The organism is Chlamydiales bacterium, from assembly GCA_016185065.1.
Taxonomy (GTDB): Bacteria; Chlamydiota; Chlamydiia; order Chlamydiales; family Rhabdochlamydiaceae.
On the sequence record JACPOL010000006.1, the window covers coordinates 1 to 15421 of the forward strand.

Consider the following 15421-nt stretch of genomic DNA (forward strand, 5'->3'; position numbering starts at 1 on the left):
GGGTCCCTTTCGCGTCCAGTCGCAGTTGTAGATAAAGAGACTGAAGACCTTTCTCTTCAAACTCTTTGCCTAGCCCTGCGACTGGACGCGAAAGGGGCCCCGCAACTCGAGACGTAAGTCCGGCGGGGAATGAGCGCCTCGAGCAGCCCTTCGATTCAGATCGCACAGCAAAACCGTAGCACAGAAAAGCCGGCCAGGCGTACAGGGTAGGGCAATGGCCCACTCTGTTTTCGAACACACGGTTTGGCAAAGCGAGGTGAAGCGCAAGGTGGTCGCGGGAGGTGTGGCAGAGCGCACACCATCCGACATGTCTATCTCGGCTCTTCAGAACGCCTAACTAAAATTACGATAATATTAAACTGCGCCGCAACGGCGCAGGCTATATTTGTTAGAGTTTGCGGCGGAGGCTGGCGGCGGCTCCGGCGCCAAGTCCGAAGATTAGAACAGTGATTGTGAGGATAAATCCGAGGTAGGGAATGGGAAGGAGCAGGAAGTAGAGAAGAAGGCCGAGAGCGAGCGCTGAGAGCCTCTTTATATGCCACTTCGATCGCTTGAAGACCTCTTCTACAGCCCAGAGGATGGAGAAGATTTTAACAGTGTAGAATCCGATGACGTTCAAGGCGATGAGAGTAAGCGCAAACGGAGCGCCAAGGATAGTCATTAAAAGAATAAGCGAAGCGAGCGGAAGTAGAACGAGAAGCATGAGGCCGTAGCCGAAGGCTTTAAGTGGAGAGTTCGATAGAGCTTCGAGGGCCGCCTCCACATTCTTGGGGAAGAGTCTAAGCAGAATCCATCCGATTACAAAGCTGTACAAGAAGTTCATCACCACAACAGCGAGCTTCGAGCCCACCAGCAGGTTTTGAATCCAGCCGCCTCTAAATAGACGAGTAAAAAGAGTTGGCTCTCGGTTTATGTGTCCGCCGATGTGCGCTTCAGGGTCGATATAGGCATTTTCGCTGCTTCTATAATTTAGATCTCTTGCGATCGAAGCTCTAGAAGAGATGCGCATCTTGCCTACGTAAGCAGTGAGTTCATCTCCGATCTTCCCCGAGACGCGGAGAAAAGAGGATGAAACAGTGGCACTGCCCATAATATTTCCCGCTACTTCGACACTCCCTCCGGCGCAAACGAGGTTTCCTTCAATGTCTGCAGCGGGTGGTATGTGAACATTTCCGCATAGCATGGAAACACTCCCACCAATATCACCACTAATCATCGCCTGTCCTGCGACTATCCGAATATTATGATCGATTTTTCCAGAGATCTCTGCATTTGCAACACAGAGAAGGAGATCTCCTTTTACGTGACCATCAACGATCGCCTGTGTCGCAATAATATAGACATCCCCTTCGACTACTCCGGAGATCTCCACATTATTCCCAATGACAAGATAGTCCCCTTGATGGACCGTGTTTGCGGGAACCCCCACCATCTCCGGGATAGGTTCATCCGCAACAAGCTGCGCACATGCGAATAGAAAAACCAGTATTACGCGTAGCATATTGAGCTCTCTTCACGTCCTAAAAATAGAGAGAATTGTCTCTCGACCAGCATGTTAAGCCTATCTTTGCAGAGTAGAATTTCCTGTATATATTTTCCCTCTTTCGCCTGCAATAGGCCTGAGATCTCTTCGATGTTAAAGAGTGTAATTTGAGGATGGCGTCCAATTCCCGGATCGACATTACGCGGAACACAGAGATCTACAACTAGACGTGTTTGAAGCGGGGAATCTTCGCTGATCTGATTTGAGTTGATAATGAAATTCGACCGATTCGTTCCACAGATCACAAAAGGAAACTCCTGCCACGAGTTGAGCTTATGCCAAGGCATCAGCTTAACACCTGCCTCTAAGAGATCTGCCGCAGCTTCGGGAGCTCTTGTACAAATGGTTAAGTCTTTCATTCCCTTTTTTCTGAAGTAGTCGAGAATTTTACGATTAATCGCAGAGTTCCCTACGAATAAGGCAGGAGTATCTCTTCCTCCAAATTGAGAAGAGAGGTGGAACAAGACAGACTCCAAACTTAGACTTCCTCTCGGAAAGAAATCGGATGAGCGCAGCTCCTTTGCAATCTTGAAACTCTTCTGAAAGAGAAAGTGGAGTGGTGCTGGCAGCTTTCTATAGGTCAGCGCGCTCTCATACGCCCTCTTAACCTGTCTCTGTATCTCCCCCTCTCCCAAAATAACGCTATCTAAACCCGATACGACCCTTGCAAGGTGTGTAAAACACTCCTGTCCAAAATAGGAGTAGAGGTTGTGCTCAAATGGGAGGTCGATCTCCTGTCTCAGTAGCTGTAAAATCTCGGAATGGGTCTCTGCAAGATTAGGCGTAGAGTAGTAGATCTCAGTTCTATGACAGGTTGATAGGAAGAGAGAGCCAAAGTGCATCTGTTCGAGTGCATCACAGCCAAATAGTTTTGCTGCGGCTTTTGCTAAGTGTTCACGAAGAGAAAGTTCCGAGGACTTCGCATTGATCCCCACAACTCCAATACGCATCGATATATCCCAGTTTAAAATTGATACTTTACTAAACAGGAAATTGCTGTTCGATGCAAGAAAGTATTGCTTCTGTTTCGAAACCTCTGCGCTGAAGCGCTTGAAAAAGTTTGCCTCTCCCCTCGTATGTTTTGGGGTCGTATTTTTTGCAAAGTTTAGGCAGCAGCAAGAGAATGCTCGCTCTCTGATCTATATTTTTGATTGCTGGCGAAACTATGCGACTTCGCGCCTTAAGTTTTGCTGCTATGTAGAGCGGCCCTCGCCCCTTTCTCACTTCACTTGCGATGGCCCTTTCGCTCTCCGCTTCGTCGTTTAGATACCCACGGGCTGTGCACAGCTCGATCGTCTTTTCGATCGCCTTCAGCGAATAACCTCGCTTTGAGAGCTTCTCTCGGAGCTCTCTAGAGAAGTAGCCCTTCTTAGCAAGAAGGCTCAAAACGTATCTAAACGCCCCTTCAGCCATGACTTTCTCTATGAGTTCCAGCAATTCTTCAAGTGAGCTGCAGCGTTGCAAAGAACTTATCTTTCTTATAAACAAAGACTTAGGTAATTTTTTAAAATAATTACTATCTACTCTAACCTCCAGAAACTGTGGCTCTTCCGCACATATTGATATGTCTATCTTCATAAGCACCAATAGGTTACATCACAACTATAAAGGTGAATTTTAATTTGATTTATGTTAAAATTATTTTTGAGAAAAGGGATATTAATCCTCCTATAATAATAAGTCCTTAACTCTCGCTTATAGCATAATAAAATAATAGAAGACCACTTCGCCCCTCACCTCGGTGAGGGGATTTTTTTATTGCTTCATTTCTCTTTTTCAAGCAAGAATGAAGGGTATGACAGGTAATGTTCAAGGCCCAGGTTCTTCGCCACCCGTTCCGCAAGGCCCTATGACACAAGGAGCTGGAGCTCCTACGCGATTTGAAGCAACGGGCGGAAGCGCCAAGGACCCTCTCGCTGCCTGGTCTGTCATGTTTAGAGGTCAAGCCTCTCCAGACGAGCTAAAAAAAATCGTCGGTCTGGTACTCAACCAGATCATCAATGCAGTAAAAAAAGAGCAAGAAAAGTCTAGAGAGCTTCGCAAGAAATTGCAGCAAGACGCTCAAGACGACACTTAAAACTCTGTCCAATCTGCTGCTCCGTGCTATACTAGCTGCATGTCTAACGAAACTAGTGAAATAATTCTTGTTACACCAGAAGAAGCGGGCCTGAGGCTCGATAAGCTGCTCACTAGCCGCTTTCCCGACTATTCGCGCACCTATTTTCAATTTCTAATTGAAGAGGGGGGTGTTCTCGTTTCTGGACAAGTTCTGAAAAAGAGAGAGAGTCCAAAGGTTGGGGATGAGATCGAGATCTGCTTTGCTTTAACCCCAGAGCTCTCTCTTAAACCCGAGAATATTCCTCTAAACATCTTATTCGAAGATGAGCATCTCCTCATTATCGATAAGCCAGCAGGCCTTGTGGTGCATCCCGCTCCAGGGCATCCTTCAGGCACATTTGCAAACGCACTAATCTACTACTGTCAGACCATTCGTCCAACAAACGAGTCTGACCTTCGCCCAGGCATCGTGCATCGCCTCGATAAAGACACTTCTGGTGTTCTTATCGCTGCAAAAACATCTCAGGCACATCAGAAGCTCGTCTCTCTCTTTGCGACTCGGCAAGTTGAAAAACACTATGTTGCCGTTTGCATCGGAGCTCCAAAGGTAAGCAGGATCGATGCACCAATCGGAAGGCATCACAAGTATAGACAAGAGATGGGTGTGTGCGAAGAGAGGGGCAAAGAGGCGATCACTCTATGCCGCGTTATTGCTCAGGAGGGCCCGCTTGCACTTGTTGCGCTGCAGATCTTAACAGGGCGCACACACCAGATCCGCGTACACATGAAGCACATTGGCTCTCCTGTTCTCGGAGATCCAGTATACGGCTCTAAACAGCAAAATGAAAAATATGGCGCTTCAAGACAACTGCTTCATGCTCATCGCATAAAATTTATCCATCCATTTACCTCTGCTGTAGTAGAGGTCGAATCTCCCATTCCTACCGAAGTGAGCGCTAGATTTATATCGCCACTTTCCGTATCTTCAAATATTAACTAGCTTATGCAATAGCTTAAGCTCAAATGGCCTGCCCATACATCTCGAACTCAAAACGAGGATTGCGCAATGAAAGAATTTGTCGAATACATCGTGAAAAATCTAGTCGATCACCCGGATAAGGTCCGCATAACAGAGGTTGGAAGTGCTCACACACTGATCATCGAACTCTCTGTGGAAAAATCTGATATCGGCAAGATTATCGGCAAAAAAGGGAAGACCATCAATGCAATCCGCACACTGCTTATGTCAGTGGCTAGCAGAAATGGAATTCGCGTTAACCTGGAAATTCTCGAAGAAGAAGGCGCAGTAAAAAGCGCAGAGACTTTAAGCGAGTAGGCTCGGAAGGCAGGGCGATATATGCGCCTTGCGTGAATTGATCGAACCAGCAGTTAATTTTAAGACGGCGATGGGCAGAGAAGGCTTCTTTGCCCGCGTTTTAGGAATTGAGAGAAAGCTCTCTTTAAAAATCTTTTCAAGCTCGTTTGCATTATCACCCAAAAACTCAACTTCCATCTTATTGTGCGCAATTGCTGGAAGAGCGCGGAAGGCATTTAGAAATGTCTTTAAATGTTCGATCGCAAGCTCTGTGGAAGGAATCCAGATCCACAGCTCATCCTGATGTTTATATTTCGGCTCAGACTCGCCAGAAAAGAGCTCTTCAGCACCAATAAGCGTGCTCACCATCTGGATGTGTAGATCGATCTCTTTCTTCTCTTTATAGGCCTCCAAGGCCTGCTCATACCAGCTCGCCCGAATGCGATCAGCGTGCTTCTGATAGGTAGGAATGTTTCTTGCAAAGAATTTTGTCTGGCCTACTCGAGCGCAACCATTCTGCGTTTTAGTATCCAAGAAGATTGTCGACGGAAGTCCGCCAATACAGAGCATGAGATTGTGCTCAACAGCTTCCTCTTTGCCTAGATAGATCTTCTGATAGAGAGAATAGGCGTCCTCGTTCTGAAGAATGCGTTTTGCCGCTTTCTGAGCAAACTTTTCATCTCTGGGAAGATCGTCAAAAGAGATGATCTCAACCTCTTTTGAAAGCACAAGAGATTTAAGGCGATTGAGAAGAGATGCCACACACTCGACGTCGCGGAAGGAGACCTTTGTGAGTAGATCTGTATCATCGAGAATTGCAAAGAAGAAGTGCATATACTCGATGAGCTCTCGCTGAGGATCGACAAAATGGGCGCTCTTATTCTCAATTGCCATGTGGCGCTGCAGAAGCCTGCGCATGATTCTCTTGTTTTTTGGAAGAGAGAGATCTTTTTCTACAGCTTTAATTTGAGCCTCAACCTGCGCAAGGCTCATTCCACCTGTGCCGTATGCATCGTTAAGTTTGAATGCGAGACCCGCTACCAGAGTATTTGACGACTGCGCATCGGAAATATGAGAGACCGAAGGGACGCTAGTATTAATTGAGCTCTTGTGGTGATCGATGATGCTGATCACTTCTAAATAGGAAGGGACCTTCGTCTCTTCGCGATTGCTGAAATCTCGCAGAGTGACTGTTCCCAGAACCGGCTTGAGCAGCTCGCTTGCATAGACCACTCCCATCGGAGTGACACGACCCTCTTTGTCTGTTGAAGTAACAGTGAGATAGGGGTAGGAGCCGATCTTACCGCGAATCTCGTCTAAATCGGCTCGTGAGCTCAGAGTGCTCGGCTTATGCCCAAAGACCTCTGTCTTAATTTCGAGGGCTATCCCTAGCCGTTCTACGAAGCTTCCGATGCTCTGGATCGCAACATCAAGGCCGCGGATGATCTTTTGTAACTGGTTAAAAATACGAGGGCGATCTTCGATTAGACGCCCCTGCTTATCGAACAGGGAGCTCTTCTTCAGAGACTCAACAAGGTCGATGAACTGCTGAAAGTCGAAGACTGAGTGAGCTTTCATCGCGTGGGCGAACTCTTCAAAGGTGCTCTTGAGTCCCTGTTTTACTTTAAGAACATTGACCAGATAGCTTGCGAGATTCTCTCTCTGCTTCTCTGTGAGCTCTTTAACGGGTTGCGTGCTGCCAATCGTCATCTGAAAAACAGACTCGAGGAAGGGAGCGAAATCTTTAGTAGATAGCTTCTCTTTTGCAAAAAGAGAGATGAGCTGCACGTGAAGATTATTCTCAAACCAGCGGAGAGCTTGGCTAAGCATCATGATCACCTGACGCACACCGTCGACATCCATGCTGCGCCAATCGCCTAGATAGTAGCCCTTCTCATCGACCAGAATCACCGCATGCTGAGATCTCTCATGGTCGACAGTAAGAGAAGACTCTTTGATCTCTTTTTTAAAGACCCCTTTCTGAGTCATAAGATCTAAGCTAGAGAGAGCAAGAGTGCTTCTGCCTTTGGCAAGATGCAAAAAGACATTTTCACCAAAAATTTGATGAAAAAGGAGCTTTACGTCGATCTGCAGAGGAGGAGAGCCTCCAGGAACATTCCATACGTGAAGCCCTTCGCTAACGCGTGCAGCAAAGGCGTCTACCCATCCCCAAAAAGAGGCGACGGTCGTATCGAGATCCGGAGAGGAGTGAGCTGTGACAAAGTGCGTCCCCCCATGCTTTTTTCCTGAGCTGATCGGGAAGTAGATCTGATACTCGTCTCGAGGAAGAAATTTTCCAGCGATACGAGCGCGGACCTTATAGTTCTCCTCATCCGAAAGGCCCGAGGCCTGGTTGAGCCAGAGCTCAAAATTGAAAAACGAGTAGGCTTCTAAAACTTTTTCTTGATTGATGAGGTCGATGTAGTCGAGCACCGCACCCAGAAGAAAATTAGGAGCTGGAGTCTCTTGAACAAGTTTTAAAAGAAGGCGATTTACTTTTTCGTTCTTCTGGGTCTCGCTCGCTCTTTTAAATGCAGGAGAGAGAAGATCTTTAATAGCGCGATCTAATCCTGAGAATTTGAAGCGAGAGATGGCATAATCGCCAAGACGTGTGGAAGCAGCTGAAGCACTAGATCTGGAAGAAGAGACTTTTCCCTTTGCTTTCGCCATGCAAAAACACACTTTTATTTAAAAGTATCGGATCGAGCAGGACTCGAACCTGCGACCACCCGCTTAGAAGGCGGGTGCTCTATCCACTGAGCTATCGATCCAAAAAGATCCATGTTAGCGGGAGAAAAATCATTTATCAATGACATTTTCTGCTGGAGGTAGTTTGGGATCCAAATTTACTTCGATGTCATAGGGGGCTGGGGCCCCTTGATTCTTGCTAATTTTACGGTAGTCCTCAAACGAGTGGATGATATGAGGTCTGACAAAAATAATAATATTACGCTTCTCATCCTGCTCTTTTGTCTTGCTAAATGCAGCTCCAATAACAGGCAGACCGCCAAGGCAAGGGATACCCGCTTTGTGGTGCGACTTGGCATTTCTTGCCATCCCGCTTAGAACGAGGAAGTGTCTATCCGGAACGTGAACGTGAGTGACCATATTTGTCTTGGTGGTGTGAATTCCGTTCACATGCTTTGTAGATGTGAGAGTTTCGCTGAGGCTCTCAGTGATCTCCTCGTCGATATCTAGTGTGATGATATCACCCTCTCCTAACATCGGCGTGATGCTCAAGTTCACCCCGATATCTCGATATTCGATATTCGCAGCAGTCTGCTGGCTCTGCCCAATCGTTTGGATCACAGAGCCGGTGAAGGGAATGTTATCTCCCACAAAGATTTTTGAATTCTTATTATCCTGAGTGATGATCTTCTGGTTTAAGACGATGGTGCTATCTCCATCCACTTGCAGTGCAGAAACTAGAGAACCCAGAGTCAGATAAGAGTGACCTCTGTGTTTAATGATATCGCCGATTACACCAAGATCAAAGCCATTGCCAATAGGGATCTGGCCAAGACCCGTAGGACTCGAATCGGGACCCATCGACTGCATCGTAGAAGCAAAGCCGTGGCCTCCGCGGCCCGGAGGGAAGCTTCCCATGCCAAAAGCTCCGCCGCTATACTTTCCACCGACTGCCCACTCGAGGCCAAACTCCATCCCCTTTTTGACATCTGTTTCAATGACGAGGACTTCGATAAAGACCTGTCTAAGTGGAACATCGAGGGAGACGATCAGCTTTCTTAGAGATTCGAGCGTTTCGGGGTCTCCAGAACAGAGGAGCGAGTTTGTCACCTTCACCCACTGCATGGAATGGATAGCAGCGAGAAGTTTAGTCGGTTTTTCTGGCTGGTTTGCAAGATCCGCAGCAATCTTCTTGATCGCATCTTCGATTTCACACCCTTGATGGTATTGCAATTTGTAGACGTAGAATTCTCGCGGTTCGGAGCTTCCAGAAGCCGCAAGTAGAGGCAGCGGTGCAGCCAAAGGAGCTACTGCAGGGGCAGTCTCCTTTGCACCTTTTGCAGCTACTTGCTCACTCTCTTCCCGGAACTCAACAGAAGGAGGAGAGAAGAGCATGCCGCCCTCTTTTTTCTCTCTGCTGCTCTTATGAATCACATAGTAGTCCTCATCATGCGAAACACCAAAGCCGTGCGCTTTTAACATTTGCAAAAGCGCTTTTAAAACATTCTCAGAGCTCACAGGCTTTCCAGATGCGAGCGTGACGTTGAACTCGAGCTCTTTATTATTAAAAATGAAATTAACTTCTGAAATGCGACTAACAAAACGGATAACTTCAATTACAGGGACATCGTTGAAGTTGACCATGTGTCCACTCTCTTCTGGACAAACGGAGACAACAATGGACTCTTCATCCCCCATTGCAGCAAGAGGCAAAAATAGAAACAGACCCCATTTAAGGGCCCGTTTTAAGATCTGTTTTTTTCCGTTTTCTATCGTCATAATTTGTGGCACGCCACGAACAATATATGACGACCCGTTCTTTTTTTTGTAGCTATTTCTAGAAAATTTTCATCTGCACTAAATTATTGATTTAAATTCGTTGATGTTTATATATTGTACGCGCGCGCGTTAATTAGATTTAGATAGAGTACAAAAGATGAAAGCTACGACCATAGACAACTTGGACATCAAGACCCATGAGCGGTACGCTCAGGATCAGCAGTCTTATGACAAAAATCTACTTTTAGAAGCGTCGAACCTCTCCCAACACTTCGAAGTTGTCGGAACATCGCAGATCTACGTCTCTAAGTGGGCAGATCTATTCGAGATGGGAGCAAACAACCAGAGCTGGGCGGCCTTCTCTCCTCCTCCCACCGAACACCGCCAAGCGAATCGCTTCTTCTCATTTTGCATTCTCCCTTCGATCCCTCTCATCGACGAGGTAGAGAACGAGGGGGAAGGCAAAGAGAGCGACGATCAAGAAGAAGAACAAGACGAACCTGAGCATGAGCTCATTCAGAGAGCGATGCAGATTCAAAAAGCAAAAAATCAAGATAGCTTTCTCTTCGAGCGCGACAAGAGCTCCATCATCAACCTCCTCCAGACAGTCACCCACCTCAACCGGCTCCTCGGCCAGATCAACTCCCGCAAGCTCCAGTACCAAAAAGGCTAAAACCACTTAAAAAGACCTAAAAAGGTTTTTTGGGAGAATAGACATGTCGGGTAGGCCAGGGGAAAGCTTCGCTTTCTCTCCGGGCCTCCCTGCGACCCTCTTGCGCTTCACCTCGCTTTGCCAAATCGCGTGCTCGAAAACAGAGTGGGCCATTGCCCTACCCTGTACGCCTGGCCGGCTTTTCTGCGCTTCGATTTTGCTGTGCGATCTGAAGCGAAGGCCTGCGCCTTACTCCGTGGCGCAGAAGTGATGCGGCTTCGCCGCAATAAAGAGAGATCGAAGAGAGAAGTTCTTAGTCTCTTTAGATACATCTGCGATTGACGTGAAAGGCGCCCCGCACCCGAGACGTTAGTCCGGCGGGGTATGAACGCATGAGCAGCCGATCGCTTCAGATCGCACAGCAAAATCGCACCCACAGGAGAAGCGCGGCGAGCGCGCCAGGGGTCGTACAGAGGTACGCCCCTTCTCCGAGGACGCGATTTGGCAAAGCGAGGTGAAGCGCAAGGTGGTCGCGGGAGGTGTGGCGAAGCGCACACCATCCGACATGTCTATTCTGCTAATTAAATAAAAAATGAAATGGAGTTTTCCTAACGGAAAACTCGTTATATCTAAAATTGGATTGACGGGAAGGGAGGGGTTTTCGATGATTGGGGGATGGGTTTATTGATTGGTGTTGTTGGAGCGGCGGGGAAGATGGGGAGGACTCTTCTGACCTGTTCGCTGGGAGATGCGGGTGTAAAGGTAGCCGGCGGCTGCACAAGCGCTGGGTCGCCTCACGTCGGCAGGGATCTGGGAGAGCTAATTGGAGCTGAGGCCTTCGGGTTGAAGCTTCAACCGAGCATCGAAGAGATCGTCGAAAAGGCGCAGGTCTTAATCGACTTCTCTCTACCAGACTCGACTCTAAAAAATGCGCGAATCGCAGCTAAGCACAAAAAGCCCCTTGTCATCGGATCGACTGGCCACACTAGAGAAGCTAAGCTCGAAATCGAATCCTTAGCAAAAGAGATCCCACTCCTCTTCTCGCCAAATTTTAGTTTAGGCATCGCCCTCTGCTTAGAGGCGTGCGCCCTCTTTGGCAGACACCTCAAAGAGTCTGCCTATGTAGACATCATCGAAACTCACCACACGCAAAAGAGAGACTCTCCCAGCGGAACCGCTCTCGCTCTCGCTGCAAGCCTTGGCTTTGGGCAGATCAGCACAGAGAATACACAGCCGCGCAGCCGAGATACTGTTCAGATCCACTCGATACGTTCTGGTGCTGTCCCAGGCAAACATAGCGTGATCTTTGAATGCCAGGGTGAGCGTCTAGAAATCACCCACGAGGTCCACTCTCGAGAAGCTTTTGCCAAGGGGGCGATCAGAGCCGCCAAATTCCTCGCGGGCCGCCCTCCCGGACTGTATTCTCTAAAAGATCTAATACTGCAACCTGATTAGTTTTTGAAACTGCCGCAGCTGCCTTTTTCCGTTTGATTTTGCGTTCGCTCTTGCAAGCTGACAAGAAGATTGCTGCGAGCTCCACGCTTTATCAAACAAAAAAATTCAGGGCGTCAGTATAAAAAACTAATCAGGTTGCAGTATATCCTCTCTTGAATAAAAGCCTGAAAAAGGCGATCCTTTCAGACTTATGGAACGTGTACCAGTAAAAGATTTTTTCATTTCAGAAAAAGAGCCTCTCGCTGTCATGTGCGGCCCCTGCGTGATTGAAGGCGAAGATGAAGCTCTTTTTGCAGCTGAATATTTGAAGCGCCTCTTCTCAGATTTGGGCATCGAGCTCATCTACAAATCTAGCTACGACAAGGCGAACCGCTCCTCTTTCTCCTCTTTCCGCGGACCAGGCCTTGAAGAGGGGCTCCGCATTTTAGAGAGAGTAAAAAAAGAGTTTGATCTCCCCGTTCTAACCGACGTCCACTCTCCCGAAGAGGCGACTGCGGCAGGAGCTGTCTGCGATATCATCCAGATCCCCGCCTTCCTCTGCCGCCAGACCGATCTCGTTACGGCTGCGGGAAAGAGTGGAGCGGTAGTCAATGTGAAAAAGGGCCAGTTCATGGCGCCGTGGGACATGGGCAATGCCGTTGAGAAGATCCTCGCAACTGGCAACCGAAAGATCATCCTAACCGACCGCGGAACAACCTTTGGCTACAATAACCTCGTCTCCGATATGCGCGGAATCCCGATCATGCAGCGCTACGGCTTCCCCGTCTGCTTCGATGCGACCCACTCGGTCCAGCTCCCTGGTGGAAATGGAACTGCTTCTGGCGGGCAGCGAGAGTTCATCCCGACGCTTGCAAAGGCGGCCGTCGCAGCAGGTTGTAACTGCCTCTTTATAGAAGCTCATCCCGATCCTTCGCGCGCAAAAAGCGATAAGGATTCTGTAGTCCCCTTCGCGGAGCTTCCAGCTCTCTTGAAACAGGTGCTAGGAATCTATGAGCTCATTCAAGGGATAGACACGCGATGTTCCGTAAGATAAGCCTCTACACCCTGCTCTCTTTTACTCTACTCACTCTTCTCTGGACGCTTCTGGTCTGCAGAGTGAAACAGAGCGACATCGTCGCATACCAGAAAAACAAACAAACGCAGCTGAATAGCTCGAATCCAGAGGCTCTCTCTTCATCGACGCATCAGACGCGTCAAGGCGTGCGCAAAGACATCTGGTTTACCCAAGAGGACTCCTCTCGGCTCCACACGAGAATTGAGAGCGCCTCATCTCTTCTGACCATTCAGCCCAAGGGAAGCAGCTTTGAGATTGTCGAAGAGCTCCAGAAGATCCACTGCTGGATGCAGGACCGCCTCATCGCAGAGGGAGGAAAGCCGATGCAGCAGATGCGCTACTTTGAAGCGGATCGAGGAACCTACCTCTACACGACGCAGCAGTTTCTAGCGCAGAATGTCGCCATCTCTCTCTTTCGCCTGCCAGGACAGACTCTCACTTTTGACCAGAGCCGCACAGCTCCTTTTATCCGAGGAGTTGCGCAAGACGTCTCTTTTTCTGTTTCGGGAAAATCGCCACAGTTCCAAGCTAAGAACTTTAAGGCTCAATTTTCGAAAAACCCAGGAGGCGGCATATGAAAGGCTATCGCTATCTACTAACCTCTCTTCTTCTCTGCACCAGCACGTTCTATGGAGCAGATGCGCCTGCTGAACAGAAAGCCGATTCTGCGGCAGTCTCCTCTTCGAACGCCTCCTACGATGGAAATGCGCTCCTCTTAACAGGCCACGTCCTTCTCGACCATGGCCTCGGCAAACTCGCGGCCGATGAAGCGAAGCTGCAGAAGCAGGAGGTCGGCAAGGAGTTCCCCTTCTCGCTGATTCAGCTGATGAACCACGTTAAACTCAGCATGAAAACGGGCGCTCAGATCCAGTGCGACGGAGCAGACCTAGATTTCACCAGTTTAAAAGGCCAGCTCACCGCGCTAGAGGGAAATAAAGTTGTCTACAGCGACGCACTAAAAAAGGGGCTCTTTCGCCTTCTCGGAAATAGCGTCGACCTGAAGATTGCAAAGAGAGAAGATCAGGATAAGAAGGCGAGCTTCGATATTGAGACCATTCTAGCTAAAGACGAGGTCTCCATCGAGTTTGCAGGAGACTTCTCACTCCAAGCGCACCAGGCCCTTTACAGAAAAATGCCCACTAAAGAGGGATCATCTCAAGAGTTTCAAGGCATCGTCACTGCCTATCCTAAAGACGCAGAGAATCCTTGCAGACTAGTCCACGGAGATGATCTCGTTCTTGCCGAGTCGGTAGACCTCGATATCGTGAACTCCAAGCTCACTCTTCTCCATCCGAAAGGCTCTGTCACCTCTCATACAGGCGCAAATGGAAAGAAGGGGGCGATAAAGTTCACCTGCGACCACCTCCTCTGGGACCACCTGAAGAACACTCTGACATTAAAAGGCCACGTCAACGTACTAGAAAGCCTCTTTGGCAGACTCACCTCCGACGGAGATCTCGAGATCGTTCAAACCCAGCAGAAGCAGAATAGAGTTCTGAAGTCGATCCGCGCAACAGGCGTAACTGAGGTCGATTTTAAAGATGAGAATGAGACGAGCCACCACCTCCGAGGCTACGGCCCCTTCACATTCGATCGCCAGCAGCTACGTGCAACTCTTGAAAGTCCAAAGAGAAAACCGGGCAAAGATGGAAAGGGCGGCGGCGTTCCTCTAGACAAGCAGGTCCACTACGAGATGCAGTCGAAGACGAGCGGCCTCTCCCTTTTTGCTAACCACGCACAGATGGAGTACACCCCTTCGCAGGGAAATCTCCGCCCCTCTGTTCTCACTCTTACAGGAAACATTCGCCTCTTCTCGATGGATGAGAAGAAGCCCCGCTACGCGCTAGCCGACCGCCTTACCCTCTCTAACACCACACGCACCATCATTCTCTCAGCAGCTCCCGGCCGCAAGGTGCTCTTTATGGACAAGTCGCAGACGATGAAGATCGCAGCGCAAGAGGTCCATATCACTCGCGACTCTAAAACGGGAGAGGAGAGAGTACAAGGCATTGGAAATGTCCAGTTCGCCTTCTCTGATGAAGAAAGTAAACTCATGAAAAAACTCTTCCCCGCCAATGAATAAACAACCCATCCTCATCGCTGAAGAGCTCGTAAAGTCCTACAACGGAAAGGCTGTTGTAAGCGGCCTCTCACTCTCTGTCGGACAGGGCGAAGTCGTTGGCCTCTTAGGACCCAACGGCGCCGGCAAGACAACCGCCTTCTACATGACCATCGGACTCATCCAGCCCGATTCTGGAAGAGTCTTCTTCAAAGGCCGCGACATCTCAGCCCTGCCTATCCATGAGAGAGCGCACATGGGAATGGGCTACCTCGCGCAGGAGCCCTCAATCTTCCGCCAGCTCACCGTTGAAGAGAACATCCTCTGCATTTTAGAGACTCTGCCCCTGAGTAAGGGAGAGAAAGAGGCGCGCCTTCAAGCTCTTCTGTGCGAGCTGCACTTAGAAAAACTCGCCAAGAAAAAAGCTGTCACCCTCTCTGGTGGAGAGCGTAGACGCCTCGAGATCACGCGCGCGCTCGTCACACAGCCCTCGCTTCTTCTCCTTGACGAGCCCTTTGCGAACATCGATCCGCTTGCTGTTAATGATGTAAAACAGATGATCCACCACCTCAAAAACCGCGGGATCAGCGTCCTCATCACCGACCATAACGCCCGAGAGATCTTCTCGATCGTCGACAAGAGCTATCTCATCCGCGAAGGTAAGGTCCTCATGTCTGGCTCGGTCGACGAGCTCCTGAATAGCAAAGAGGCCCGCACCTCCTATTTCGGCGAAAACTTCCGCCTCTAGCGCTCCTCTTTTTTGGAGTGCGGCGACTCGGCGCCGCTTTTCTCGATATCGACCTGTCGATATCTCCTGA

Annotated in this window: 14 protein-coding genes and 1 tRNA gene; 9 read left to right on the forward strand and 6 right to left on the reverse strand. The window is 49.0% G+C overall.

From position 1 onward, the window contains the following. Positions 1 to 388: 388 nt before the first annotated feature. Genes HYX48_03315 through HYX48_03325 form a run of 3 tightly spaced genes read right to left on the reverse strand, consistent with a single transcriptional unit; the run spans position 389 to position 2956 of the window. Positions 389 to 1501: a polymer-forming cytoskeletal protein gene (locus HYX48_03315; protein MBI2742926.1), complete on the reverse strand. Its 1113-nt coding sequence runs from the start codon at positions 1499 to 1501 to the stop codon at positions 389 to 391. Further along, positions 1489 to 2493 carry a glutamyl-tRNA reductase gene (locus HYX48_03320; protein MBI2742927.1) on the reverse strand — a complete coding sequence of 335 codons (1005 nt, stop codon included), beginning with the start codon at positions 2491 to 2493 and terminating at the stop codon, positions 1489 to 1491. Before HYX48_03320 ends, HYX48_03315 begins: the two co-directional genes overlap by 13 nt. 31 nt (positions 2494 to 2524) lie before the next feature. Then, positions 2525 to 2956: a regulatory protein RecX gene (locus HYX48_03325; protein MBI2742928.1), complete on the reverse strand. Its 432-nt coding sequence runs from the start codon at positions 2954 to 2956 to the stop codon at positions 2525 to 2527. A gap of 382 nt (positions 2957 to 3338) precedes the next feature. Here HYX48_03325 and HYX48_03330 point away from each other — a divergent pair, with 382 nt between their 5' ends. The 3 genes from HYX48_03330 (at position 3339) to HYX48_03340 (ending at position 4937) form a co-directional block, all read left to right on the forward strand. Then, positions 3339 to 3620 carry a hypothetical protein gene (locus HYX48_03330; GenBank protein ID MBI2742929.1) on the forward strand — a complete coding sequence of 94 codons (282 nt, stop codon included), beginning with the start codon at positions 3339 to 3341 and terminating at the stop codon, positions 3618 to 3620. Positions 3621 to 3659: 39 nt separating this feature from the next. Beyond that, positions 3660 to 4601 carry an RluA family pseudouridine synthase gene (locus HYX48_03335; protein ID MBI2742930.1) on the forward strand — a complete coding sequence of 314 codons (942 nt, stop codon included), beginning with the start codon at positions 3660 to 3662 and terminating at the stop codon, positions 4599 to 4601. Positions 4602 to 4667: 66 nt separating this feature from the next. Continuing rightward, positions 4668 to 4937 (forward strand): KH domain-containing protein, encoded by a 270-nt coding sequence (locus HYX48_03340; protein MBI2742931.1) that lies wholly within the window; start codon positions 4668 to 4670, stop codon positions 4935 to 4937. On the opposite strand, the gene HYX48_03345 is transcribed toward HYX48_03340, so the two are convergent. From HYX48_03345 to HYX48_03355, 3 genes are all read right to left on the reverse strand, one after another. Further along, positions 4926 to 7586, reverse strand: a complete 2661-nt coding sequence (locus HYX48_03345) for a hypothetical protein (GenBank protein ID MBI2742932.1) — start codon at positions 7584 to 7586, stop codon at positions 4926 to 4928. The two genes, HYX48_03340 and HYX48_03345, sit on opposite strands and share 12 nt — an antisense overlap. Positions 7587 to 7614: 28 nt before the next feature. After that, a tRNA-Arg gene (locus HYX48_03350) sits at positions 7615 to 7687 on the reverse strand. Positions 7688 to 7715: 28 nt separating this feature from the next. After that, on the reverse strand, positions 7716 to 9383 hold the full coding sequence (locus HYX48_03355) for a hypothetical protein (protein MBI2742933.1): 1668 nt from the start codon (positions 9381 to 9383) through the stop codon (positions 7716 to 7718). A 157-nt stretch (positions 9384 to 9540) separates the two neighbouring features. Here HYX48_03355 and HYX48_03360 point away from each other — a divergent pair, with 157 nt between their 5' ends. From HYX48_03360 to lptB, 6 genes are all read left to right on the forward strand, one after another. Then, a complete protein-coding gene (locus tag HYX48_03360; GenBank protein MBI2742934.1) occupies positions 9541 to 10056 on the forward strand; it encodes a DUF5399 family protein in 516 nt (171 codons plus the stop codon). 654 nt (positions 10057 to 10710) lie between these two features. After that, a complete protein-coding gene (dapB, locus tag HYX48_03365) occupies positions 10711 to 11490 on the forward strand; it encodes a 4-hydroxy-tetrahydrodipicolinate reductase (protein MBI2742935.1) in 780 nt (259 codons plus the stop codon). A gap of 190 nt (positions 11491 to 11680) precedes the next feature. Further along, positions 11681 to 12523 (forward strand): 3-deoxy-8-phosphooctulonate synthase, encoded by an 843-nt coding sequence (kdsA, locus tag HYX48_03370; protein ID MBI2742936.1) that lies wholly within the window; start codon positions 11681 to 11683, stop codon positions 12521 to 12523. After that, positions 12508 to 13122, forward strand: a complete 615-nt coding sequence (locus HYX48_03375; GenBank protein ID MBI2742937.1) for a hypothetical protein — start codon at positions 12508 to 12510, stop codon at positions 13120 to 13122. Before kdsA ends, HYX48_03375 begins: the two co-directional genes overlap by 16 nt. Further along, a complete protein-coding gene (locus HYX48_03380) occupies positions 13119 to 14627 on the forward strand; it encodes a hypothetical protein (protein ID MBI2742938.1) in 1509 nt (502 codons plus the stop codon). Before HYX48_03375 ends, HYX48_03380 begins: the two co-directional genes overlap by 4 nt. Next, positions 14620 to 15351: an LPS export ABC transporter ATP-binding protein gene (gene lptB / locus HYX48_03385; GenBank protein ID MBI2742939.1), complete on the forward strand. Its 732-nt coding sequence runs from the start codon at positions 14620 to 14622 to the stop codon at positions 15349 to 15351. The genes HYX48_03380 and lptB overlap by 8 nt, the downstream gene beginning before the upstream one ends. Positions 15352 to 15421 lie beyond the last annotated feature (70 nt).

What these genes read in the sequence shown, in the direction of transcription:
- dapB (MBI2742935.1), top strand. Translation starts at nt 10,711, where the DNA reads ATGGGTTTATTGATTGGTGTTGTTGGAGCGGCGGGGAAGATGGGGAGG.
- HYX48_03330 (MBI2742929.1), top strand. Translation starts at nt 3,339, where the DNA reads ATGACAGGTAATGTTCAAGGCCCAGGTTCTTCGCCACCCGTTCCGCAA.
- HYX48_03355 (MBI2742933.1), bottom strand. Translation starts at nt 9,383, where the DNA reads ATGACGATAGAAAACGGAAAAAAACAGATCTTAAAACGGGCCCTTAAA.
- HYX48_03335 (MBI2742930.1), top strand. Translation starts at nt 3,660, where the DNA reads ATGTCTAACGAAACTAGTGAAATAATTCTTGTTACACCAGAAGAAGCG.
- HYX48_03340 (MBI2742931.1), top strand. Translation starts at nt 4,668, where the DNA reads ATGAAAGAATTTGTCGAATACATCGTGAAAAATCTAGTCGATCACCCG.
- HYX48_03325 (MBI2742928.1), bottom strand. Translation starts at nt 2,956, where the DNA reads ATGGCTGAAGGGGCGTTTAGATACGTTTTGAGCCTTCTTGCTAAGAAG.
- HYX48_03360 (MBI2742934.1), top strand. Translation starts at nt 9,541, where the DNA reads ATGAAAGCTACGACCATAGACAACTTGGACATCAAGACCCATGAGCGG.
- HYX48_03375 (MBI2742937.1), top strand. Translation starts at nt 12,508, where the DNA reads ATGTTCCGTAAGATAAGCCTCTACACCCTGCTCTCTTTTACTCTACTC.
- HYX48_03320 (MBI2742927.1), bottom strand. Translation starts at nt 2,493, where the DNA reads ATGCGTATTGGAGTTGTGGGGATCAATGCGAAGTCCTCGGAACTTTCT.
- HYX48_03380 (MBI2742938.1), top strand. Translation starts at nt 13,119, where the DNA reads ATGAAAGGCTATCGCTATCTACTAACCTCTCTTCTTCTCTGCACCAGC.
- HYX48_03345 (MBI2742932.1), bottom strand. Translation starts at nt 7,586, where the DNA reads ATGGCGAAAGCAAAGGGAAAAGTCTCTTCTTCCAGATCTAGTGCTTCA.
- HYX48_03315 (MBI2742926.1), bottom strand. Translation starts at nt 1,501, where the DNA reads ATGCTACGCGTAATACTGGTTTTTCTATTCGCATGTGCGCAGCTTGTT.
- lptB (MBI2742939.1), top strand. Translation starts at nt 14,620, where the DNA reads ATGAATAAACAACCCATCCTCATCGCTGAAGAGCTCGTAAAGTCCTAC.
- kdsA (MBI2742936.1), top strand. Translation starts at nt 11,681, where the DNA reads ATGGAACGTGTACCAGTAAAAGATTTTTTCATTTCAGAAAAAGAGCCT.